Genomic DNA, 22,752 nt, shown 5'->3' with positions numbered 1-22,752 from the left:
ATACGCGAAGACCCCGTTCTCAGCGAACTCGCTGATGGCGGGGTCTTTGGGCACTTCCTGCGAAGTGCCCCCGGCAGGATTCGAACCTGCGCACACGGCTCCGGAGGCCGTTGCTCTATCCCCTGAGCTACGGGGGCGCGGTCGCTGGTGTTGCTGCGACGGGTTGAACACTACCAGCTTCCCTGGGGTGATCAGGAACCGGTTTGTCGGGGGAGAAGGAGGTCGGTCGCCCGCAGGGGGTGGAAGTGGCAAAAACCCGGACGCGGGGGCCTGGGCCGACCTACTCTCGAGTTGTGCCAGGCGTCTCGGGCCGGGTGCTTGTTGTCGACGACAACAAGGTCATCCGGCAGCTGATCAAGGTCAATCTCGAGCTGGAGGGCTTCGAGGTCGTGACCGCGAACGATGGTGCCGAGTGTCTGGACGTCGTGCATCGCGTGTGCCCCGACGTCATCACCCTTGATGTGGTCATGCCCCGGCTGGACGGGTTCGGGACCGCCGCGCAGTTGCGGGCCGATCCGCGGACCAGCGCCGTGCCCGTCGCGATCGTGAGTGCCTGTACGCAGCACGAGGTGGAGTCGGGGATCGCGGCCGGGGTGGATGCATTCGTCGCCAAGCCCTTCGAGCCCGCCGAGCTGGTACGGGTCGTACGGCGGCTGGTCGAGGGGAAGGACCTGCGCGACGGGAGGAAGGGCGCCCCCGCCGGGAGGGGGAGGGGCTGAGACCTGCCGCCTCCTGCTGCTCTCCCGCTCCTCCTCATTTCACATGGCGAAACCCTTCGCGGAGTGAGCGGCCGTCTCCCCTAGGCTGGGTCTCGTGAACCCCGCCGATCTCTCCCGTACCGTCGTGCGCGCCGTGCGCTGCGCCGTCGAGGACGGGGAGCTGGGCGCCGATGTGGCCGTGCCCGGGCGGGTCGTCGTCGAGCGGACCCGGCCCGGTGGGGTGGGGGAGTACGCCACCCCCGTCGCCTTCCAGGTCGCCAAGGCCGCCGGACGCGCGCCCGGTGAGGTGGCCAGGGTGCTGGCCCGTCGGCTCGGCCAGGAGCCGGGGATCGAGAGCGTCGAGGTCACCGGCCCCGGGTTTCTGAATTTCGTGCTGCCCGCGCCTTCCGCTCCCCTCGTCATCCGGGATGTCCTCGTGCTCGAGGGCGCCGCCTTCCTCCCCGTCGACATCGGCGCCGGCCTCGGCCTGCGCGAGCGCGTCGTACGCGAGAGTGTCCTGCGGCTCGTGCGCAGCCAGGGCGGCAGCGAGCACGACGTGACCGACGGGCTTTCCGTTGCTCCCCTCGCCAAGCGGGACGGGGACGTCGTCGCCCGGTTCGGGGTCGACGCCGCCCGCTGGGCGATGCTCTGCGTGCCGGCCCGCGAGACGCCCGAGTTCTCCGACCGGCTGCTCCTGCAGGGCGAGGGCAGCGAGTTCTTCCGGGTGCGGTACGCCCACGCGCGGAGCCGGGCACTGCTCAGCAACGCCGACGGCCTCGGGTTCGGGCCCGCCGTCGGAGAGGTGGACGCCCCCGCGCTGCTGCGCGCCCTCGCCGGCCATCCCCTCGTACTCGAAGCCGCCGCGCACCACCGCGCGCCCGAGCGGCTCACCCGGCACCTCGTCGAGCTGGCGGACGCGCTGCTCGACTTCCAGTACCGCGTACTGCCCCAGGGGGACGAGAAACCCTCGGCCGCCCACCGTGCCCGGCTGGCTCTTGCCGAAGCCGCCGGGACGGTGCTGGCCGGCGGCCTGGCCCTCCTCGGCATAGACGCACCGACACGCCTGTGACCTGTGAAGAGAGATACCGATGAGCCGTTCCGCGCACCCCGCCGGACCCCGTCACGCCGATGTCCTGCCCGAGGGGCACTACTCCCCGCCCGCGGCCGACCTCAACGCCCTCGACGAGAAGGTCTGGGCCCGGACCGTCACGCGCGACAGTGACGGCGTCGTCAGCGTCGGCGGCATCGAAGTGACCAAGCTCGCCGAGGAGTTCGGGACCCCCGCCTTCTTCCTCGACGAGGAGGACTTCCGGGCGCGGTGCCGGGCCTGGGCGCACGCCTTCGGCAAGGACGCCGACGTGTTCTACGCCGGTAAGGCGTTTCTTTCCAAGGCCGTCGTGAAGTGGCTGAAGGAAGAGGGGCTCAATCTGGACGTGTGTTCCGGCGGGGAGCTGGCCACCGCGCTCGCCGCCGAGATGCCCGCCTCCCGGATCGCCTTCCACGGCAACAACAAGTCCGAGGGCGAGATCCGGCGCGCCATCGAGGCCGGCGTCGGGCGCATCGTCCTCGACTCCTTCCAGGAGATCGCCCGCGTCGCGCACATCGCCCGAGAGCTGGGCGTACGCCAGCCCGTACAGATCCGCGTCACGGTGGGCGTCGAGGCCCATACGCACGAGTTCATCGCGACTGCCCATGAAGACCAGAAGTTCGGCATCGCCGTAGCCGACGGGGTCGCCGCCGAGGCCGTACGGCGGGCCCTCGGGCACGACTCGCTCGAGCTGCTCGGCGTCCACTCCCACATCGGCTCGCAGATCTTCGACATGGCCGGCTTCGAGGTGTCGGCGAAGCGGGTCGTGCAGCTGCTCGCCGCCGTGCGGGACGAGCACGGGGTGGAGCTGCCCGAGATCGACCTCGGCGGCGGTCTCGGCATCGCCTACACCTCCGACGACGACCCGCGCGAGCCCCATGAGATCGCCAAGGCGCTCACCGAGATCGTGGCGCGCGAGTGCGAGAGCGCCGGCCTGCGCGCGCCCCGCATCTCCGTCGAGCCCGGCCGCGCCATCGTCGGCCCCACCGCCTTCACCCTCTACGAGGTCGGCACTATCAAGCCGCTCGAGGGACTCCGGACGTACGTCAGCGTCGACGGCGGGATGTCCGACAACATCCGGACGGCTCTGTACGACGCCGAGTACTCCATCGCGCTCGTCTCCCGTACCTCCGACGCCGAGCCGATGCTCGTCCGCGTCGTCGGCAAGCACTGCGAGAGCGGCGACATCGTCGTGAAGGACGCGTTCCTGCCCGCCGACCTCGCCCCCGGTGACCTGCTCGCCGTCCCTGCCACCGGCGCGTACTGCCGTTCCATGGCCAGCAACTACAACCACGCGCTCCGTCCGCCCGTCGTCGCCGTGCGCGACGGTCAGGCCCGGGTGATCGTCCGTCGCGAGACGGAGGAAGATCTCCTGCGCCTCGACCTCGGATGATGAAATTGACGTCTCACTCAATGGACCGAGGGTGGAAACTGCTGTCCATTGAGTGAGACTGGTTCTCACCCCTCGCGCAAGCCGCGCGCGGGGTACTGAAGGAAGATCGAAAGGCGTAGGTCGAATGATGCGTACGCGTCCGCTGAAGGTGGCGCTGCTGGGCTGTGGAGTGGTCGGCTCGGAAGTTGCTCGCATCATGACGACGCACGCCGACGACCTGACGGCCAGGATCGGCGCGCCCGTCGAGCTCGCGGGCGTCGCCGTGCGCCGCCCCTCCAAGGTCCGCGAGGGCATCGACCCGGCCCTGATCACCACCGATGCGACCGCCCTCCTCAAACGCGGCGACATCGACGTGGTCGTCGAGGTCATCGGCGGGATCGAGCCCGCCCGGACGCTGATCACCACGGCGTTCGAGAACGGGGCCTCCGTCGTCTCCGCCAACAAGGCGCTGCTCGCCCAGGACGGCGCCGCCCTGCACGCCGCTGCCGAGCAGCACGGGCTGGACCTGTACTACGAGGCCGCCGTCGCCGGTGCCATCCCGCTGGTCCGCCCGATGCGCGAGTCCCTCGCGGGCGACAAGATCAACCGCGTCATGGGCATCGTCAACGGCACGACGAACTTCATCCTCGACAAGATGGACTCCACCGGCGCCGGCTACCAGGAGGCGCTCGACGAGGCCACGGCCCTCGGGTACGCCGAGGCCGACCCCACCGCCGACGTCGAGGGCTACGACGCCGCCGCCAAGGCCGCCATCCTGGCCGGTATCGCCTTCCACACCCGGGTCCGCCTCGACGACGTCTACCGTGAGGGCATGACCGAGGTCAGCGCCAGCGACTTCGCCTCCGCCAAGCGGATGGGCTGCACCATCAAGCTCCTGGCGATCCTCGAGCGCGCCGCCGACGGGGAGTCCGTCACCGCCCGCGTGCACCCGGCCATGATCCCGCTCACCCACCCGCTCGCCTCCGTCCGCGAGGCGTACAACGCGGTCTTCGTCGAGGCGGAGGCCGCCGGGCGGCTCATGTTCTACGGGCCCGGCGCGGGCGGCTCGCCGACCGCGTCCGCGGTCCTCGGCGACCTCGTCGCCGTCTGCCGCAACAAGCTCGCCGAGGCAACGGGGCCGGGCGAGTCGGCGTACACCCAGCTGCCGGTCAGCCCCATGGGCGAGGTCGTCACCCGCTACCACATCAGCCTCGACGTGGCCGACAAGCCCGGTGTGCTGGCCCAGGTGGCGACGACCTTCGCGGAGCACGGCGTCTCCATCGACACCGTCCGCCAGCAGGGCAAGGATGGCGAGGCCTCCCTCGTCGTCGTCACTCACCGCGCACCCGACGCCGCCCTCACCGGGACCGTCGAGGCGCTGCGGAAGCTGGACACCGTCCGCGGTGTCGCCAGCATCATGCGTGTTGAAGGGGAGTAAGGACCCATGAGCAGCAATCGCACCCACCAGTGGCGCGGCATCATCGAGGAGTACCGGGACCGGCTGCCGGTCACGGACACGACTCCCGTGGTCACACTCCGCGAGGGCGGCACGCCGCTCGTTCCCGCGCAGGTGCTCTCCGAGCGCACCGGCTGCGAGGTGCACCTCAAGGTCGAGGGGGCGAACCCCACCGGGTCCTTCAAGGACCGCGGCATGACCATGGCCATCACCAAGGCCAAGGAGGACGGCGCGAAGGCCGTCATCTGCGCCTCGACCGGCAACACCTCGGCCTCCGCCGCCGCGTACGCGGTGCGCGCCGGCATGGTCTCCGCCGTCCTCGTGCCCCGCGGCAAGATCGCGCTCGGCAAGATGGGCCAGGCCCTCGTGCACGGTGCCAAGATCCTCCAGGTGGACGGCAACTTCGACGACTGTCTGAATCTCGCCCGCGCGCTGTCCGACAACTACCCGGTCGCGCTGGTCAATTCGGTCAACCCGGTACGTATCGAGGGCCAGAAGACGGCCGCGTTCGAGATCGTCGACGCGCTGGGCGACGCCCCCGACATCCACGTGCTGCCCGTCGGCAACGCCGGCAACATCACCGCGTACTGGAAGGGCTTCAAGGAGTACAAGGCCGACGGCCTGGCCTCCCGTACGCCCCGTGTGTGGGGTTTCCAGGCCTCCGGCTCGGCGCCCATCGTGCGCGGAGAGATCGTCAAGGAGCCGCACACCATCGCCACCGCGATCCGGATCGGCAACCCGGCCTCCTGGGAGTACGCGCTCGCCGCGCGCGACGAGTCGGGCGGCTTCATCGACGAGGTGACGGACCGCCAGATCCTGGCCGCCTACCGGCTGTTGGCCGCGCAGGAGGGCGTCTTCGTCGAGCCCGCCTCGGCCGCCTCCGTGGCCGGTCTACTCAAGGCCGCCGAGCTGGGCCTGGTCGACCCCGGCCAGACGATCGTGTGCACCGTCACCGGCAACGGCCTCAAGGACCCCGACTGGGCGATCGCCGGCGCTCCGCAGCCGGTCACCGTTCCGGTGGACGCCGAAGCCGCGGCCATCCGCCTCGGCCTCGTCTGACGCACAGGCCGGGCAGCAGCGCATGACCCGGGTTCCGGGGGTCCCCAAGACCCCCGGAACCCGGCAACTCGCCCCGTACGACAACAAAAGTGCGGCCGAAAACCGTCGGAGTCCGTCGAAGGGCGCGACACGCATCGTGCGCCTCCTGTGCGCCCTATGTCGCGAGAGAACCTTCCTTCGATACGCTGTACTTACATCCGCCACCGCGCATATGACTGCGGTGCTGCCCCGAGGGCCTTCGGGTGTCGTACGTTCTCCAGTACATTCGCAGCGAGCCAGCGAAGAGCGAAGATCTCGCACAGTCACAAGGAGTGTCATCGGACGATGGCCGGTCCAGCGTTCCGCGCCGCCGCCGTACGGGTGCGCGTCCCCGCCAGCAGTGCCAACCTCGGCCCGGGCTTCGACGCCCTGGGCCTGGCCCTGGGGCTCTACGACGACGTAGTCGTCCGGGTGGCCGACTCCGGCCTGAACATCGACATCGCGGGTGAGGGCGCCGACACCCTCCCGCGGGACGAGAGCCACCTGCTCGTACGCTCCATGCGCACCGCCTTCGACCTGCTGGGCGGCCAGCCGCGCGGCCTCGAGGTCGTCTGCGCCAACCGCATCCCGCACGGCCGGGGCCTCGGCTCCTCCTCCGCCGCCATCTGCGCCGGCATCGTCGCCGCCCGCGCCGTGACCATAGGCGGAGAGACCAGGCTCGACGACGCGGCGCTGCTGGAGCTCGCCACCGAGATCGAGGGCCACCCCGACAACGTCGCCGCCTGTCTGCTCGGCGGCTTCACCCTGGCCTGGATGGACGGGGGCAGTGCCAAGGCGATCCGGATGGAGCCCGCCGATTCCATCGTTCCGGTGGTCTTCGTCCCCTCCAAGCCGGTCCTGACGGAGACCGCGCGCGGCCTGCTGCCGCGCACCGTTCCGCACGTGGACGCGGCCGTGAACGCGGGTCGCGCGGGACTGCTCGTGGAGGCCCTGACCAGGCGCCCCGAGCTGCTCCTGCCGGCCACCGAAGACCGGCTCCACCAGGAGTACCGGTCCCCGGCGATGCCGGAGAGCGTGGCACTTGTGAACCGACTGCGGGCGGACGGCATCCCCGCGGTCATCTCCGGCGCGGGCCCCACGGTCCTCGCGCTGGTCGACAACGGTGCGGCCGACAAGGTCGCGCAGCTCGCGGGCGAAGGGTGGGCGGCGAACCGGCTCGCCCTCGACGCCGCGGGCGCGAGCGTACTCCCGCTGGGAACCCAGGGCGGCTGAGCCAGGCCGGTCAGGGGCGGGCGGCCAGGGCAGGCCGCCCGCGCGGAAGGGCGCGATTGCCGGTGACTGAGAGGGGGAATGTCTGTTGGATCCGGTAGTGTTAGTCTCAAGTGCGCATCCGAAGCCGCCATGGCTCGGTGCTCAGTGTCCCCATCCGGGACCACCTTTCTTCCGGGAGCCTCCCCGACTGCTTTGATCACTTCCAGCAGTTTCGAGCACGCTCCGGAATCGGCGTGACATTCCCACGCTTCCAGCTCGGGGGCTTCTCGCCGGAACCACCCACGCACGTTTCTCTCCGCCGTATCTCTATCGGCGGACCACCGCCCCGGCCGCGGTCCATGACCCATCAGGTAATGGACTGTTGTCGGACAGCACAACCGGTCGCCGAGCCAGACAGGCCGACGTCCGCTCCAGGGAAGGACCCTTCGTGAGCGACACCACCGATCTGATGGGCGCTGCCGACACCTCTGTCGACACCAGTGCCCCCGCCGCGGGCGCCGCACCCAAGCGTCGCCGCACCGGCACCGGCCTTGACGGCATGGTCCTGGCCGAGCTGCAGCAGGTCGCGTCGGGCCTCGGCATCAGGGGCACCGCGCGGATGCGCAAGAGCCAGCTGATCGAGGTCATCAAGGAGACGCAGGCGGGTGGCGCCGGAGCGCCCAAGGCCGCCTCCGCCGCAGGCGCCGCCGACACCGCCGAGGCCAAGCCGAAGCGCCGCGCCACCAGCAAGGCCCGCACGGGCGAGGCCGCCGCCGAGGCGCCCGCCGAGAAGCCTGCCGCGCAGGCCCAGATCGACATCCCGGGCCAGCCGGCCAGCGAGGACGCCCCGGTCGGCGAGCGCCGCCGGCGTCGGGCCACCGCCCCGTCCGGCAGCCCGGAGGCCTCGGCCCCCGCCGCCGTGCAGGTCGAGGAGAAGACCGAGACCGTCAAGGCCGAGGCCGCCACGGCGACCGCCACCGCGCCGCAGACGGACGTGAAGGCCGAGGCCGCCACCGCCGTCTCCGCCCCCGCACAGGACGGCGAGGGCCGCGGCCGTCGCGACCGCCGTGACCGCGGTGCCGAGCGCGGCGAGCGCGGCGACCGCCAGCGCGACCGTCGCGACCGCGGCGCCAAGGCCGACGAGCAGGGCCAGGGCGGCCAGGGTCAGGGCGCGCCGCAGGGCGGCCAGGGCGGCGGCCGTCAGGACCGCGCCGAGCGCGGCGACCGTCAGCAGCAGGGCGGCCGCGGCCAGGGCCAGGTTCAGAGCCAGGGCCAGCAGGGCCGTCAGGACCGCCAGGACCGCCAGGACCGCCAGGGTCCCCAGGACAACGGTCCGCAGGACGACTTCGACGACGAGGGCGGCCGTCGCGGCCGTCGCGGCCGTTACCGCGACCGCCGTGGCCGTCGTGGCCGCGACGAGTTCGCCCCGAACGAGCCGCAGGTCGCCGACGACGACGTGCTGATCCCCGTCGCGGGCATCCTCGACATCCTCGACAACTACGCGTTCATCCGGACCTCGGGCTACCTGCCCGGCCCCAACGACGTGTACGTCTCCCTCGCCCAGGTCCGCAAGGCGGGTCTGCGCAAGGGCGACCACACCACCGGTGCCGTGCGCCAGCCCAAGGACGGCGAACGCCGCGAGAAGTTCAACGCCCTTGTGCGACTGGACTCGGTGAACGGCATGGCGCCCGAATCCGGGCGCGGACGGCCGGAGTTCCAGAAGCTGACCCCGCTCTACCCGCAGGACCGGCTCCGCCTGGAGACCGACCCGGGCGTGCTGACCGGCCGGATCGTCGACCTGGTCGCACCGATCGGAAAGGGTCAGCGTGGTCTGATCGTCTCGCCGCCGAAGGCCGGCAAGACGATGATCATGCAGGCGATCGCCAACGCGATCACCACCAACAACCCCGAGTGCCACCTGATGGTCGTCCTGGTCGACGAGCGTCCGGAAGAGGTCACCGACATGCAGCGGTCGGTCAAGGGCGAGGTCATCTCCTCGACCTTCGACCGTCCGGCCGAGGACCACACCACCGTCGCCGAGCTGGCCATCGAGCGCGCCAAGCGTCTCGTCGAGCTGGGTCACGACGTGGTCGTCCTGCTGGACTCCATCACCCGCCTGGGCCGCGCGTACAACCTCGCGGCGCCCGCCTCCGGCCGCATCCTGTCCGGTGGTGTCGACTCGACCGCGCTGTACCCGCCGAAGCGCTTCTTCGGTGCCGCGCGCAACATCGAGGACGGCGGCTCGCTGACCATCCTGGCCACCGCGCTGGTCGACACCGGCTCGCGCATGGACGAGGTGATCTTCGAGGAGTTCAAGGGCACCGGCAACATGGAGCTCAAGCTCGACCGGAAGCTCGCCGACAAGCGCATCTTCCCGGCCGTCGACGTCGACGCGTCGGGCACGCGCAAGGAGGAGATCCTCCTCAACAGCGAGGAGCTCTCCATCACCTGGAAGCTGCGCCGGGTGCTGCACGCGCTCGACTCGCAGCAGGCGATCGAGCTGCTCCTCGACAAGATGAAGCAGACGAAGTCGAACGCCGAGTTCCTGATGCAGATCGCGAAGACGACTCCGTCGGGCAAGAACGACGACTGAGTCACCGGCGTCACCACACAGCCGCCCCCGCCGCACCCGCGGCGGGGGCGGCTGTGCTTTTGCCGCCGCTGTGCTCTTGCGCACACCCCGTCCCGCGGTTAACCCTCTCCCGCTCCGCGGCGTCCCCGGCCAAAACCGCAGGCTGGAGGTGGTGCCACGTGATGATCACCCGCGCGGATGGTCATGTACGCGCCGATCGGGGGGCTCCCGGCGCCGTGGAACCCTGGGGGGCGCTCGGCCGTCTGTGTCAGAGGACGCACGGTGGATGGCGGCCGCAGACGACCGGGGCACGGACCTAAGGACCGAGGAGAGCATGAGCGACGACAGCAAGGGCAGCGGCGGGCGCGCCGCGGGCCGGCGCCGACGGAAACCGCCGAAGCGCCGCAGGGCTCTCGTCATCGCCGCGTGGACCGCCGCGGGCGTGGTCCTGCTCGGCGGGGCGGGGCTCGGCTACTTCTACTTCAAGCTCAACGGCAACCTGAAGACCGTCGACATCGACCAGGCGCTCGGCACCGACCGACCGCAGAACGTCGACAACGGCTCGATGGACATCCTGGTCCTGGGATCCGACTCCCGCGGCGGCGCCAACGGCGAGTACGGCCCGGACGACGGCGGCTCCGCCCGCTCCGACACCGCGATGATCGTCCACCTCTACGAGGGCCACCAGAAGGCCAGCGTCATATCGATCCCGCGCGACACCATGACCGCCCGCCCCTCCTGCACCACGGCCAAGGGGAAGACCGACCCCGGCGGGACGCGCAAGCAGTTCAACGAGGCGTACACCATCGGCGGGGCGGCCTGCGCGGTCAAGACCGTCGAGAAGATGTCGGGGATCCGTATGGACCACTACATCGAGGTCGACTTCACGGGCTTCAAGAAGATCATCGACACCCTCGGCGGGGTGGAGGTGACCACCAGCAAGCCGATCAAGGACGATTACAGCCACCTGGACCTCCCGGCCGGCCCCAACAAGCTGAACGGCGAGCAGGCCCTCGGGCTGGTCCGTACCCGCCACGGCGTCGGCGACGGCGGCGACCTCGGCCGAATACAGCTCCAGCAGGCCTTCATCAAGGCGCTGATCAAGCAGGTCAAGAGCATCGGCCTGTTCGACAACCCCAAGCGGCTGCTCGACCTCGCCGACACCGGCACCAAGACGATCACCACCGACAAGGCGCTCGGCGATGTGAAGTCCCTCATGGGCTTCGCCCAGAGCCTCCAGGGCATCGACGCCCAGAACATGCACATGATCACGCTGCCGGTGACGGCGGACGCGCTCGACTCCGACCGTGTGGCCCCGCTGACCAAGCAGTCCAAGCTGGTCTGGGACGCCCTGCTGGCCGACCAGCCCGTTCCCGCCGAGGCCACCGAGAACTCGATGGGCGACAAGGGCACCGCCGGCAAGGTCGTCCAGTAGAGAGCCTTCCGATCCGGTGCGGAATAGATGCCGGCCCCTCTCCGTTGAGGGAGGCGTCCTCAGAATTTTGACAGGCAGCCCGGTCCTGGCAGACTGGTCTGTCGGCCCCGGTTCACGCAGCGCGCAATTCGGCTCCTGCGACCCGGCGCCCTCCCGAATCTAGGAGACACCTTGAAGAGCGAGATCCACCCCCAGTACGTCGAGACCCAGGTCAGCTGCACCTGTGGCGCGTCGTTCACCACCCGTAGCACCTTGACCGAAGGCACCATCCGTGCCGAGGTCTGCTCCGAGTGCCACCCGTTCTACACGGGCAAGCAGAAGATCCTCGACACCGGTGGCCGTGTGGCGCGCTTCGAGGCTCGCTTCGGCAAGGGTGCGGCCAAGAAGTAGCGCGACCCAGGCGCCGGTCACCGGCCGCCCCCTGTCCACTCGGGGGCGGCCGGACCGGCGCCTTTGTCGTCGGCTAGCCCCGTCACCCCCTGCAGTCCTTCGCACTTTTACCCCAGGAGTACCCCGATGTTCGAGGCGGTCGAGGAACTGGTCGGCGAGCACGCCGATCTTGAGAAGAAGCTCGCCGACCCTTCGGTCCACTCCGATCAGGCCAACGCGCGCAAGCTGAACAAGCGCTACGCGGAGCTGACCCCGATCATCGCGACCTTCCGGGCGTGGAAGCAGTCGGCCGAGGACATCGAGACGGCCAAGGAGTTCGCGGCCGACGACCCGGACTTCATCGCCGAGGTCAAGGAGCTGACGCAGCAGCGCGAGGAGCTCACCGAGAAGCTCCGCCTGCTGCTGGTCCCGCGCGACCCCAGCGACGACAAGGACGTGCTCCTGGAGGTCAAGGCGGGCGCGGGCGGTGACGAGTCGGCCCTGTTCGCCGGCGACCTGCTGCGCATGTACCTGCGCTACGCCGAGCGCGTGGGCTGGAAGACCGAGATCATCGACGCCACCGAGTCCGAGCTCGGCGGCTACAAGGACGTGCAGGTCTCCGTCCGCACCAAGGGCGGCAACGGCGCGACCGAGCCCGGCCAGGGCGTGTGGGCCCGCCTGAAGTACGAGGGCGGCGTGCACCGCGTCCAGCGGGTTCCGGCCACCGAGTCCCAGGGCCGCATCCACACCTCCGCCGCCGGCGTGCTCGTCACCCCGGAGGCCGAGGAGGTCGAGGTCGAGGTCAACATGAACGACCTCCGCATCGACGTGTACCGCTCGTCGGGCCCCGGCGGCCAGTCCGTCAACACCACCGACTCGGCCGTGCGCATCACGCACCTGCCGACCGGCGTGGTCGCCTCCTGCCAGAACGAGAAGAGCCAGCTCCAGAACAAGGAGCAGGCCATGCGCATCCTCCGCTCGCGCCTGCTGGCCGCCGCCCAGGAGGCCGCCGAGCAGGAGGCCTCCGACGTGCGCCGCAGCCAGGTGCGCAGCGTGGACCGCTCGGAGAAGATCCGCACGTACAACTACCCGGAAAACCGGATCTCGGACCACCGGACCGGATTCAAGGCGTACAACTTGGACCAGGTGCTCGACGGCGATCTCGACGCGGTCATCCAGGCCTGCGTCGACACCGACTCCGCGGCCAAGCTCGCGGCCGCGCACTGACCCTGAACCCTGCTTCACCCCCCGTACGACAGCAGCCCGGAGGACCAGCGTGAACTTGCTGCTTGCCGAGGTGGCCCAGGCCACCCAGCGGCTGGCCGCCGCCGGCGTGCCCTCACCGCGCTTCGACGCGGAGGAGCTCGCGGCCTTCGTGCACGGCGTCAAGCGGGGGGAACTGCACCACGTCAAGGACGCGGACTTCGACGCCCGCTACTGGGAGGCCGTCGCCCGCCGCGAGGCGCGCGAGCCGCTCCAGCACATCACCGGCCGCGCCTTCTTCCGCTACCTGGAGCTCCAGGTCGGGCCCGGGGTCTTCGTCCCGCGGCCCGAGACCGAGTCGGTCGTGGACTGGGCCATACACGCCGTCCGGGCGATGGACGTGGTCGAGCCGCTGATCGTCGACCTGTGCACCGGCTCCGGCGCGATCGCGCTGGCCATGGCGCAGGAGGTGCCGCGCTCGCGCGTGCACGCGGTCGAGCTGTCCGAGGAAGCCCTGCGCTGGACCCGCAAGAACGCCGAGGGCTCCCGGGTCACCGTCCACCAGGGGGACGCGCTGAGCGCCCTGCCGGAGCTCGACGGGCAGGTCGACCTGGTCATCTCCAACCCGCCGTACATCCCGCTCACCGAGTGGGAGTACGTGGCCCCCGAGGCCCGGGACCACGATCCGGAGATGGCCCTCTTCTCCGGCGAGGACGGTCTCGACACCATCCGCGGCATCGAGCGCACCGCCCACCGGCTGCTGCGGCCCGGCGGCATCGTCGTCATCGAGCACGCCGACACCCAGGGCGGCCAGGTCCCGTGGATCTTCGCCGAGGAGCGGGGCTGGGCCGACGCCGCCGACCACCCCGACCTGAACAACCGCCCGCGCTTCGCGACCGCCCGCAAGGCACTGCCGTGATCCGCGCCAGTTCACCCAGTGACACAGTCACCCCCCTGATGCACGAGGAGTCCCGCTGATGGCCCGGCGATACGACTGCAACGACGCGACGGACCGCAAGACGGGTCTGCGCGAAGCCGCATCCGCCGTGCGCCGCGGCGAGCTCGTCGTGCTGCCCACCGACACCCTGTACGGGATCGGCGCGGACGCCTTCAGCCCGGAGGCCGTCCACGACCTGCTCGCCGCCAAGGGACGGGGCCGCAGCATGCCCACCCCGGTGCTCATCGGCTCCCCGAACACCCTGCACGGCCTGGTCACCGACTTCTCCGAGCAGGCGTGGGAGCTCGTCGACGCCTTCTGGCCGGGCGCGCTGACGCTCGTCGCCAAGCACCAGCCCTCGCTGGCCTGGGACCTCGGCGACACCCAGGGGACCGTGGCCGTACGCATGCCCCTGCACCCCGTCGCGATCGAGCTGCTGACCGAGGTCGGCCCGATGGCGGTGTCCTCGGCCAACCTGTCCGGGCACCCGGCGCCCGAGGACTGCGACGCGGCGCGCGAGATGCTCGGGGACTCCGTGTCCGTGTACCTCGACGGGGGTCCGACGCCCGGCATCCAGCCGTCGTCGATCGTCGACGTCACCGGGAAGGTTCCCGTCCTGCTGCGCGAAGGGGCGCTCACCGCGGAGCAGCTGCGGGAGGTCGTACCCGACCTCGAGGTCGCCCCGTGAGCCCTGACGGGCGTGGCATAGCTGGGGGAACCGCTTTCCGCATACTCCACGTCAGCACCGGCAACGTGTGCCGCTCGCCCATCACCGAGCGGCTGACGCGGCACGCCCTGGCCCACCGCCTCGGGGGCCTGGTCAGCGCGGACCTCATCGTGGAGAGCGCCGGCACCTGGGGCCACGAGGGCGCGCCGATGGAGGCGAACGCGGCTGCCGTGCTGGCGGACTTCGGAGCCGACGCCTCCGGTTTCACCGGGCGGGAGCTGCTCGACGAGCACGTCATCCGGGCCGACCTGGTGCTGACCGCGACCCGCGACCACCGGGCGCAGGTCATCTCGATGGGTCATTCGGCGGGGCTGCGGACCTTCACGCTGAAGGAGTTCACCCGGCTGGTCCGGGCGATAGATCCGGCCACCCTGCCGCCCCTGGACGACGGCATGGCGGAGCGCGCACGCGCCCTGGTACGGGCCGCGGCGGCGCTGCGCGGCTGGCTGCTGGCCCCGTCGCCGGACGCGGACGAGGTGTACGACCCGTACGGGGCGCCGATCACCTTCTTCCGGTCGATCGGCGACGAGATCAACCAGGCGCTGGACCCCGTCGTGACCGCACTGACGGGCGTGACCGCTTCCCGCTGACCTGCGGAGCCGTTGCCCGGGGCTCCGCCCCGGACCCTCTCCTGGACTCCGTCCGGGGGGCGCCCTGGCGCCGAGCGGTGCGAGGAGGGCGTCGGGGATATGGTGGCTGGTACCCGGTACCCCATGGAGTCGCGCCATGAGTGTCATCACCCAGCCCACGGACGTCCTGCGACAGCAGGACCCGCAGATGGCAGACGTGCTCGCGGGGGAGCGGCAGCGGCAGGCGAGCACCCTCCAGCTGATCGCCGCCGAGAACTTCACCTCGCCCGCCGTGCTCGCCGCGCTCGGCTCCTCGCTCTCCAACAAGTACGCCGAGGGATACCCCGGCGCCCGGTACCACGGCGGCTGCGAGTACGTGGACGTGGCCGAGCAGCTGGCAGTGGAACGGGCGAAGACACTGTTCGGCGCCGAGCACGCCAACGTCCAGCCGCACTCCGGTTCCTCCGCGGTCCTGGCCGCGTACGCCGCGCTGCTGCGGCCCGGGGACACGGTGCTGGCGATGGGGCTCCCGTACGGCGGCCACCTCACGCACGGCTCGCCCGCCAATTTCTCCGGCCGGTGGTTCGACTTCGTCGGCTACGGCGTGGACGCGGAGACCGGGCTCATCGACTACGAGCAGGTGCAGCAGCTCGCCCGCTCGCACCAGCCGAAGGCGATCGTCTGCGGCTCCATCTCCTACCCCCGCCACCCCGAGTACTCGGCCTTCCGGGAGATCGCCGACGAGGTCGGGGCCTATCTGATCGCCGACGCCGCCCATCCCATCGGGCTGGTGGCCGGCGGGGCCGCGCCCAGCCCCGTCCCGTACGCCGACATCGTCTGCGCGACCACGCACAAGGTCCTGCGGGGTCCGCGCGGCGGCATGCTGCTGTGCGGCGCCGAATTCGCCGAGCGGATCGACCGGGCGGTGTTCCCCTTCACCCAGGGCGGCGCCCAGATGCACACCATCGCCGCCAAGGCCGTGGCCTTCGGGGAGGCCGCGGCTCCCGCCTTCGCCACGTACGCCCACCGGGTCGTCGCCAACGCCCGGGCGATGGCAGAGGCGTTGGAGGACCACGGCTTCACCGTGACCACCGGCGGGACCGACACGCACCTGATCACCGCCGACCCGGCGCCGCTGGGCATCGACGGCCCGACCGCGCGGGGCCGGCTGGCCGCCGCCGGGATCGTGCTCGACACCTGCGCCCTCCCGTACGGGGACCAGCGCGGCGTCCGCCTGGGCACCGCCGCCGTGACCACCCAGGGGATGGGGGAGACGGAGATGCTCCGGATCGCGGCATTGTTTGCGGCCGCGCTGCACGGGGAAGCCGCGAGGACCCGTACGGAGGTCAAGGAGCTGACGATGGGATTTCCCCCTTACGGGGAGTAAGCAGGACAAGCGGGGCGTACTGCAACCGGTATACCGCCCCCTCGCGTCCTTGGTGGAGGGGACATCACAGCTAATGTGTGGGGCTGAGATGGCCGGCGATACATCTGGGGCAGCCCGTGCGTGAATATCTGCTGACACTTTGTGTCACGGTCGCGGTGACCTACCTGCTGACCGGGCCCGTGCGGAAGTTCGCGATCGCGGCCGGGGCCATGCCGGAGATCCGCGCCCGCGACGTGCACCGCGAGCCCACGCCACGGCTGGGCGGCATCGCCATGTTCGGCGGTCTGTGCGCGGGGCTGCTGGTCGCGGACAACCTGCGCAACCTCAACGGCGTCTTCGAGCTCTCGAACGAACCGCGCGCGCTGCTCTCCGGCGCCGCCCTGATCTGGCTGGTCGGCGTACTCGACGACAAGTTCGAGCTCGACGCCCTGATCAAGCTCGGCGCGCAGATGATCTCCGCCGGTGTGATGGTCATGCAGGGGCTGACCATCCTGTGGATCCCCGTCCCGGGGATCGGCACGGTCCCGCTCACCCAGTGGCAGGGCAACCTGCTCACCGTCGCACTCGTCGTGATCACCATCAACGCCGTGAACTTCGTCGACGGACTGGACGGCCTCGCCGCCGGCATGGTCTGCATCGCCGCCACCGCGCTGTTCCTCTACGCGTACCGGCTGTGGTTCGGCTACGGCATCGAACAGGCCGCGCCCGCGACCCTCTTCGCCGCGATCCTGATGGGCATGTGCCTCGGCTTCCTGCCGCACAACATGCACCCCGCCCGGATCTTCATGGGCGACTCCGGCTCGATGCTCATCGGCCTGGTGCTGGCCGCCTCCGCCATCTCCCTCAGCGGCCAGGTGGACCCGGACGCGCTGGCCCTGTTCGCGGGCGGTGAGCGCAACGCGACGCATGCGATGTTCCCGGTCTTCATCCCGCTGATCCTGCCGCTGACGATCATCGCGATCCCGATGGCGGACCTGGTCCTGGCGATCGTCCGGCGTACCTGGAAGGGCCAGTCGCCCTTCGCGGCCGACCGCGGGCACCTGCACCACCGGCTGCTGGAGCTCGGGCATTCGCACAGCCGCGCGGTGCTGATCATGTACTTCTGGTCAGGGCTGATCGCCTTCGGCACGGTGGCGTATTCGGTGAATTCCGCCTCGATGTGGATCGTGCTGGCGATCGCCGCGCTCAGCGCCGTGGGCCTGATCCTGCTGCTCCTGCCGCGCTTCACCCCGCGCGCCCCGCGCTGGGCGGAGGGCCTCGTGCCGCCGCGCTACCGGCACACCACCCGGGCCGCCGAGGCCGCGGCCGAAGCGGCCGCCCGGGACGCCTCGGGCACCGAGCCGGAGCCCGCCAGGCCGATCGCCGTGGGGGTGTCCGGCGTCAACGGGGCGACCGCCATCGGCCCCCGTTCGCGCTTCCCCGACCGGCGTAAGGCTGAATCCACCCGCTGACAGCCCATGGGCATGTCGGATATGGGTGTCCAATACCAGACAAGAGTCTCGCCTGTCGCGCACACACGCGCAGGGTCCCTCTCATGTGTGACAGTCAGCACACTTCGCAGGTAAAGCTCTCATCAAATAGTTTGTGATACCGTTCACTAAACCCGGCGACAGAGCCGAAGGACCGTAGTGCGACGGTCCATTGGCCCGAGGATCACACTCGGACCGGGCTTACGCTCGTCCCGTACGAGTCCCGTGCCCCCACCACCACGCGGAGCAACCCGCCATGCGGTCTGATGACGTCCGATCCCTCCTGCAAGCCGCCGTACCCACCGCTGCCGCCGGCGCTCTCGCCGCTGTGATCAGCGCTCTGGTCGTCGGCGGTAAAGGTGCGGTCGGTGCCATCGTCGCGACGCTGGTCGTGATTTTGTTCATGGGCATCGGATTCGTGGTTCTGCAGCGCACGGCGAAATCACTTCCGCATCTCTTCCAGGCCATGGGGCTCATGCTCTACGCGGCCCAGATTCTGCTGCTCTTCGTCTTTCTCGCCGCGTTCAAGAACACCACTCTGTTCCACCCCAAGGCCTTCGCGATCACGCTTGTCGCCACCACCCTCGTGTGGATCGGCGCACAGACCCGTGCTCATATGAAGGCCAAGATCCTCTACGTCGAACCGGACTCGATGAAGGGCGACAAGCCCGAAAATCCGGGGCCGAAGTCGTGAGGGGTAGGGCCGGGATAAGTGGGCGTTCGAGATCCTGCTATCGTCCGGTGCCAACTGCGGCACTGCGGGCGCGGGCATCTGAGCTGACGCCTGTTCCATCGCGAGGCTCGATGCCTGATTGCCGCCCCACCATCCGAAACACCTGTCCAGTGCCGAACCGCGGCTGCGCGCCGCGCCGACACAACGAGGTTGCCGTACCTATGCGCCACGCTGAAGGAGCCCTGCGGTGAGTGCTGCTGACATGACGCTCGCCTTCGAGATCAACTGTCATTTCGAAGACGGCACTGGCTGCGGCTTCCCGGGCCCGACCCTGTACTCGTTCCTGTTCAAGCCGATCTTCGGTGACGACAGCGGCCTGTACTTCAACAAGACGATGCTGCTGGCCCTGCTGGGCTCGATCATCATCGTCGGCTTCTTCTGGGCCGCGTTCCGGAAGCCGAAGGTCGTCCCGGGCAAGCTCCAGATGATCGCCGAGGCCGGCTACGACTTCGTTCGCCGCGGCATCGTCTACGAGACGCTGGGCAAGAAGGAAGGCGAGAAGTACGTCCCCTTCATGGTCGCGACGTTCTTCTTCGTCTGGATGATGAACCTCTGGTCGATCATCCCGATCGCCCAGTTCCCGGTGACCGCCGTCATCGCGTACCCGGCCGGGCTCGCCCTCGTCATCTACGTCATGTGGATGTCGGTGACCTTCAAGCGTCACGGCTTCGTCGGCGGCCTGAAGAACGTCACGGGCTACGACAAGTCCCTCGGCGGGATCCTGCCGCTGGTCATGGTGATCGAGTTCTTCTCGAACGTCCTGGTCCGCCCCTTCACCCACGCGGTCCGACTGTTCGCGAACATGTTCGCCGGTCACACCCTGCTGCTGCTGTTCACCATCGCCAGCTGGTACCTGCTGAACGGGATCGGCATCGCCTACGCGGGCGTCTCGTTCATCATGGTCATCGTCATGACCGCGTTCGAGCTGTTCATCCAGGCTGTTCAGGCGTACGTCTTCGTGCTCCTGGCCTGCAGCTTCCTGCAGGGCGCGGTCGCCGAGCACCACTGAGCGCCGCCCGCTCCTGCAAACCCCCGAATCGTCCGGTGGCCAACCCCCACCGGTCCATGAAAGAGAAGGAAGAACTGGCATGTCCCAGATCCTCGCTGCCGCCGAAGGCGTCACCGGTTCCCTCAGCTCCGTCGGTTACGGTCTCGCGGCGATCGGCCCGGGCGTCGGCGTCGGCATCATCTTCGGTAACGGTACGCAGGCTCTCGCCCGTCAGCCCGAGGCTGCCGGTCTGATCCGCGCCAACCAGATCCTCGGCTTCGCCTTCTGTGAGGCGCTCGCCCTCATCGGTCTGGTCATGCCGTTCGTCTACTAAGACGAACTCCACGACTAGTCCGAATCGACGAAAGGCACTGATGTGAACCTCCTGGTTCTCGCGGCCGAGGAGCCGGGTAACCCCCTCGTCCCGCCGATCCCCGAGCTCGTCATCGGTCTGTTGGCCTTCGTCATCGTCTTCGGCTTCCTCGCGAAGAAGCTCCTCCCGAACATCAACAAGGTTCTGGACGAGCGTCACGCGGCGATCGAAGGCGGTATCGAAAAGGCAGAAGCCGCTCAGACCGAGGCTCAGAGCGTCCTGGAGCAGTACAAGGCCCAGCTCGCCGAAGCCCGGCACGAGGCCGCGCGCCTGCGCCAGGAAGCGCTGGAGCAGGGCACTGCGCTCAAGGAAGAACTGCGCGCAGAGGGCCAGCGGCAGCGTGAGGAGATCATCGCTGCCGGCCACGCCCAGATCGCGGCCGACCGTAAGGCCGCCTCTCAGGCGCTGCGTCAGGACGTTGGCAAGCTCGCCACCGACCTGGCCGGAAAGCTCGTCGGCGAGTCCCTCGAGGACGCCGCCCGACAGAGCCGCACGATCGACCGTTTCCTCAGCGAGCTCGAGGAGAAGGCCGAGGCGGCCCGATGAACGGAGCGAGCCGCGAGGCGCTGGCCTCCGCGCGCGAGCGTCTCGACGCGCTGACGGACAACACGTCCGTCGACGCGGCGAAGCTCGCCGGTGAGCTGGCTGCCGTCACCGCGCTGCTCGACCGTGAGGTCTCGCTGCGTCGGGTCATCACGGACCCGGCGCAGTCCGGCGAGGCCAAGGCCGAGCTCGTCGCTCGGCTGCTCGGCGGTCAGGTCGGCGGGGAAACCCTCGACCTGGTGTCCGGCATGGCCCGGTCCCGCTGGTCGCAGTCCCGTGACCTGGTGGACTCGCTGGAGGAGCTGGCGGCCACCGCCGACCTCACGGCGGCCCAGCAGACGGGCGCTCTCGACAACGTCGAGGACGAGATCTTCCGCTTCGGCCGGATCGTCTCCTCGAGCACCGAGCTGCGTTCCGCGCTGACCGACCGCGCGGCCACCGGCTCCGCCAAGAGCGAGCTGCTGCGCAGCCTGCTCGGCGGCAAGGTGAACGCCGTCACCGAGCGCCTGGTGATCCGTCTTGTCACGCACCCGCGTGGACGTAGCCTGGAAGCGGGACTCGAGTCCCTTTCCAAGCTCGCCGCCGAGCGCCGTGACCGCATGGTCGCCACCGTGACCAGCGCGGTTCCGCTCAGCGACGTGCAGAAGCAGCGTCTCGGCGCGGTGCTGGCCAAGCTGTACGGCCGCCAGATGCACCTGAACCTCGACGTGGACCCCGAGGTCCTCGGCGGGATCTCGGTGCGAGTCGGCGACGAGGTCATCGACGGCACCATCGCGGACCGCCTCGCAGAGGCGTCCCGCCGCATGGCCGGCTGACCAGCCACCAATAGAACAACGCATTCCTAGCGGCCCGGTTGGGCCGTGCAGAACTTGCAGAAGATTCCTGGGGGTCGCCCCCAGACCCCTAAGAAGCTTCAGGCCCAACAAGGAGAGCAGGGAACCCAGATGGCGGAGCTCACGATCCGGCCGGAGGAGATCCGGGACGCACTGGAGAACTTTGTCCAGTCGTACCAGCCGGACGCGGCCTCGCGCGAGGAGGTCGGAACGGTCAGCGTTGCCGGCGACGGCATCGCGAAGGTGGAGGGCCTGCCCTCCGCCATGGCGAACGAGCTGCTGAAGTTCGAGGACGGCACCCTCGGTCTCGCCCTCAACCTCGAGGAGCGCGAGATCGGTGCGGTCGTCCTCGGCGAGTTCAGCGGTATCGAGGAGGGCCAGCCGGTGCAGCGCACCGGTGAGGTGCTCTCCGTAGGCGTCGGCGAGGGTTACCTCGGCCGCGTTGTCGACCCGCTCGGCAACCCGATCGACGGTCTCGGCGAGATCGCGACCGAGGGCCGCCGCGCCCTCGAGCTGCAGGCCCCCGGCGTCATGGTCCGCAAGTCGGTCCACGAGCCGATGCAGACCGGCTACAAGGCCATCGACGCGATGGTGCCGGTCGGCCGCGGCCAGCGTCAGCTGATCATCGGCGACCGTCAGACGGGTAAGACCGCTCTGGCCGTCGACACGATCATCAACCAGCGCGACAACTGGCGCTCCGGCGACGTGAACAAGCAGGTTCGCTGCATCTACGTCGCCATCGGCCAGAAGGGCTCGACCATCGCGTCCGTTCGCGGCGCCCTGGAAGACGCCGGCGCGCTCGAGTACACGACGATCGTCGCCGCCCCGGCGTCCGACCCGGCCGGCTTCAAGTACCTGGCGCCGTACACCGGTTCCGCCATCGGCCAGCACTGGATGTACGCCGGCAAGCACGTCCTGATCATCTTCGACGACCTGTCGAAGCAGGCCGACGCCTACCGCGCCGTGTCGCTGCTGCTGCGCCGCCCGCCGGGCCGCGAGGCCTACCCGGGCGACGTCTTCTACCTGCACTCCCGTCTGCTGGAGCGCTGCGCGAAGCTCTCCGACGACATGGGTGCCGGTTCGATGACCGGTCTGCCGATCGTCGAGACCAAGGCGAACGACGTGTCGGCGTTCATCCCGACCAACGTCATCTCCATCACCGACGGCCAGTGCTTCCTGGAGTCCGACCTGTTCAACGCGGGCCAGCGCCCGGCGCTGAACGTCGGTATCTCGGTCTCCCGCGTCGGTGGCTCGGCCCAGCACAAGGCCATGAAGCAGGTTTCCGGCCGTCTGCGCCTGGACCTCGCCCAGTACCGCGAGCTGGAGGCGTTCGCCGCCTTCGGTTCCGACCTGGACGCCGCTTCGAAGGCTTCGCTGGAGCGCGGCAAGCGTCTGGTCGAGCTGCTGAAGCAGGGCCAGTACCAGCCGATGCCCGTCGAGGAGCAGGTCGTCTCCGTCTGGGCCGGCACCACCGGCAAGATGGACGACGTTCCGGTCAACGACATCCGTCGCTTCGAGTCGGAGCTGCTGGAGCACCTGCGCCGCGAGCGCAAGGACCTCCTCACCTCCATCGCCGACGGCGGCAAGATGTCGGACGACACCCTGACGTCGATCGCGGACGCCATCGCCGGCTTCAAGCGCCAGTTCGAGACCTCGGACGGCAAGCTCCTGGGCGAGGACGCACCGGCCGTCAACGTCTCCAAGTGACGACG

21 protein-coding genes and 1 tRNA gene are annotated in these 22,752 nt (G+C 69.8%); 21 read left to right on the top strand and 1 reads right to left on the bottom strand.

Features of this window, described 5'->3' with window-relative positions; genetic code table 11:
• Positions 1 to 65 precede the first annotated feature (65 nt).
• Positions 66 to 137 (bottom strand) — tRNA-Arg (locus JIW86_RS14910).
• Between the two features lie 102 nt (positions 138 to 239).
• On the opposite strand from JIW86_RS14910, the gene JIW86_RS14905 reads away from it, so the two are divergent.
• From JIW86_RS14905 to atpA, 21 genes are all read left to right on the top strand, one after another.
• The gene (locus JIW86_RS14905) at positions 240 to 719 is read left to right on the top strand and encodes a response regulator (protein WP_416237681.1); all 480 of its coding nucleotides are present in this window, start codon (positions 240 to 242) and stop codon (positions 717 to 719) included.
• A gap of 94 nt (positions 720 to 813) precedes the next feature.
• Positions 814 to 1,767 (top strand): ArgS-related anticodon-binding protein NrtL, encoded by a 954-nt coding sequence (nrtL, locus tag JIW86_RS14900; RefSeq protein ID WP_257554180.1) that lies wholly within the window; start codon positions 814 to 816, stop codon positions 1,765 to 1,767.
• Positions 1,768 to 1,786: 19 nt separating this feature from the next.
• On the top strand, positions 1,787 to 3,178 hold the full coding sequence (lysA, locus tag JIW86_RS14895) for a diaminopimelate decarboxylase (protein WP_257554179.1): 1,392 nt from the start codon (positions 1,787 to 1,789) through the stop codon (positions 3,176 to 3,178).
• 124 nt (positions 3,179 to 3,302) lie between these two features.
• Entirely contained in the window at positions 3,303 to 4,595 is a 1,293-nt protein-coding gene (locus JIW86_RS14890; RefSeq protein WP_257554178.1) for a homoserine dehydrogenase, read from the top strand.
• 6 nt (positions 4,596 to 4,601) lie between these two features.
• Positions 4,602 to 5,672, top strand: coding sequence for a threonine synthase (gene thrC, locus JIW86_RS14885; RefSeq protein WP_257554177.1), 1,071 nt, complete (start codon positions 4,602 to 4,604; stop codon positions 5,670 to 5,672).
• 324 nt (positions 5,673 to 5,996) lie between these two features.
• Positions 5,997 to 6,923, top strand: a complete 927-nt coding sequence (thrB, locus tag JIW86_RS14880) for a homoserine kinase (protein WP_215146875.1) — start codon at positions 5,997 to 5,999, stop codon at positions 6,921 to 6,923.
• Positions 6,924 to 7,350: 427 nt separating this feature from the next.
• The gene (gene rho, locus JIW86_RS14875) at positions 7,351 to 9,495 is read left to right on the top strand and encodes a transcription termination factor Rho (protein WP_257554176.1); all 2,145 of its coding nucleotides are present in this window, start codon (positions 7,351 to 7,353) and stop codon (positions 9,493 to 9,495) included.
• Positions 9,496 to 9,808: 313 nt separating this feature from the next.
• Positions 9,809 to 10,909, top strand: coding sequence for an LCP family protein (locus JIW86_RS14870; RefSeq protein WP_257554174.1), 1,101 nt, complete (start codon positions 9,809 to 9,811; stop codon positions 10,907 to 10,909).
• Between the two features lie 171 nt (positions 10,910 to 11,080).
• Positions 11,081 to 11,299: a 50S ribosomal protein L31 gene (gene rpmE, locus JIW86_RS14865; RefSeq protein ID WP_215148851.1), complete on the top strand. Its 219-nt coding sequence runs from the start codon at positions 11,081 to 11,083 to the stop codon at positions 11,297 to 11,299.
• 126 nt (positions 11,300 to 11,425) lie between these two features.
• Entirely contained in the window at positions 11,426 to 12,505 is a 1,080-nt protein-coding gene (gene prfA, locus JIW86_RS14860; RefSeq protein ID WP_257554173.1) for a peptide chain release factor 1, read from the top strand.
• Positions 12,506 to 12,554: 49 nt separating this feature from the next.
• Positions 12,555 to 13,400 (top strand): peptide chain release factor N(5)-glutamine methyltransferase, encoded by an 846-nt coding sequence (prmC, locus tag JIW86_RS14855; RefSeq protein ID WP_054224694.1) that lies wholly within the window; start codon positions 12,555 to 12,557, stop codon positions 13,398 to 13,400.
• Between the two features lie 58 nt (positions 13,401 to 13,458).
• Positions 13,459 to 14,106, top strand: coding sequence for an L-threonylcarbamoyladenylate synthase (locus JIW86_RS14850; RefSeq protein ID WP_257554170.1), 648 nt, complete (start codon positions 13,459 to 13,461; stop codon positions 14,104 to 14,106).
• On the top strand, positions 14,103 to 14,735 hold the full coding sequence (locus tag JIW86_RS14845) for a protein-tyrosine-phosphatase (RefSeq protein ID WP_215148857.1): 633 nt from the start codon (positions 14,103 to 14,105) through the stop codon (positions 14,733 to 14,735). Before JIW86_RS14850 ends, JIW86_RS14845 begins: the two co-directional genes overlap by 4 nt.
• Positions 14,736 to 14,871: 136 nt before the next feature.
• On the top strand, positions 14,872 to 16,101 hold the full coding sequence (gene glyA, locus JIW86_RS14840; protein ID WP_257554169.1) for a serine hydroxymethyltransferase: 1,230 nt from the start codon (positions 14,872 to 14,874) through the stop codon (positions 16,099 to 16,101).
• A gap of 116 nt (positions 16,102 to 16,217) precedes the next feature.
• Entirely contained in the window at positions 16,218 to 17,552 is a 1,335-nt protein-coding gene (locus JIW86_RS14835; protein WP_215148861.1) for an MraY family glycosyltransferase, read from the top strand.
• A 274-nt stretch (positions 17,553 to 17,826) separates the two neighbouring features.
• The gene (locus tag JIW86_RS14830; protein WP_215148863.1) at positions 17,827 to 18,264 is read left to right on the top strand and encodes a hypothetical protein; all 438 of its coding nucleotides are present in this window, start codon (positions 17,827 to 17,829) and stop codon (positions 18,262 to 18,264) included.
• A gap of 241 nt (positions 18,265 to 18,505) precedes the next feature.
• Positions 18,506 to 19,312 (top strand): F0F1 ATP synthase subunit A, encoded by an 807-nt coding sequence (gene atpB / locus JIW86_RS14825; protein WP_257559327.1) that lies wholly within the window; start codon positions 18,506 to 18,508, stop codon positions 19,310 to 19,312.
• Positions 19,313 to 19,391: 79 nt separating this feature from the next.
• On the top strand, positions 19,392 to 19,625 hold the full coding sequence (gene atpE / locus JIW86_RS14820) for an ATP synthase F0 subunit C (RefSeq protein WP_030857147.1): 234 nt from the start codon (positions 19,392 to 19,394) through the stop codon (positions 19,623 to 19,625).
• A 42-nt stretch (positions 19,626 to 19,667) separates the two neighbouring features.
• A complete protein-coding gene (locus JIW86_RS14815; protein ID WP_215148865.1) occupies positions 19,668 to 20,210 on the top strand; it encodes a F0F1 ATP synthase subunit B in 543 nt (180 codons plus the stop codon).
• A complete protein-coding gene (locus JIW86_RS14810; protein ID WP_257554166.1) occupies positions 20,207 to 21,022 on the top strand; it encodes a F0F1 ATP synthase subunit delta in 816 nt (271 codons plus the stop codon). Before JIW86_RS14815 ends, JIW86_RS14810 begins: the two co-directional genes overlap by 4 nt.
• 129 nt (positions 21,023 to 21,151) lie before the next feature.
• Positions 21,152 to 22,747, top strand: coding sequence for a F0F1 ATP synthase subunit alpha (gene atpA / locus JIW86_RS14805; protein ID WP_215148869.1), 1,596 nt, complete (start codon positions 21,152 to 21,154; stop codon positions 22,745 to 22,747).
• The last annotated feature ends 5 nt before the right edge of the window (positions 22,748 to 22,752 follow it).

Source organism: Streptomyces sp. NBC_00162, assembly GCF_024611995.1.
Taxonomy (GTDB): domain Bacteria; phylum Actinomycetota; class Actinomycetes; order Streptomycetales; family Streptomycetaceae; genus Streptomyces.
The sequence above is the reverse complement of the archived record's forward strand: the minus strand, read 5'-3'. Positions and strand labels throughout refer to the sequence as shown.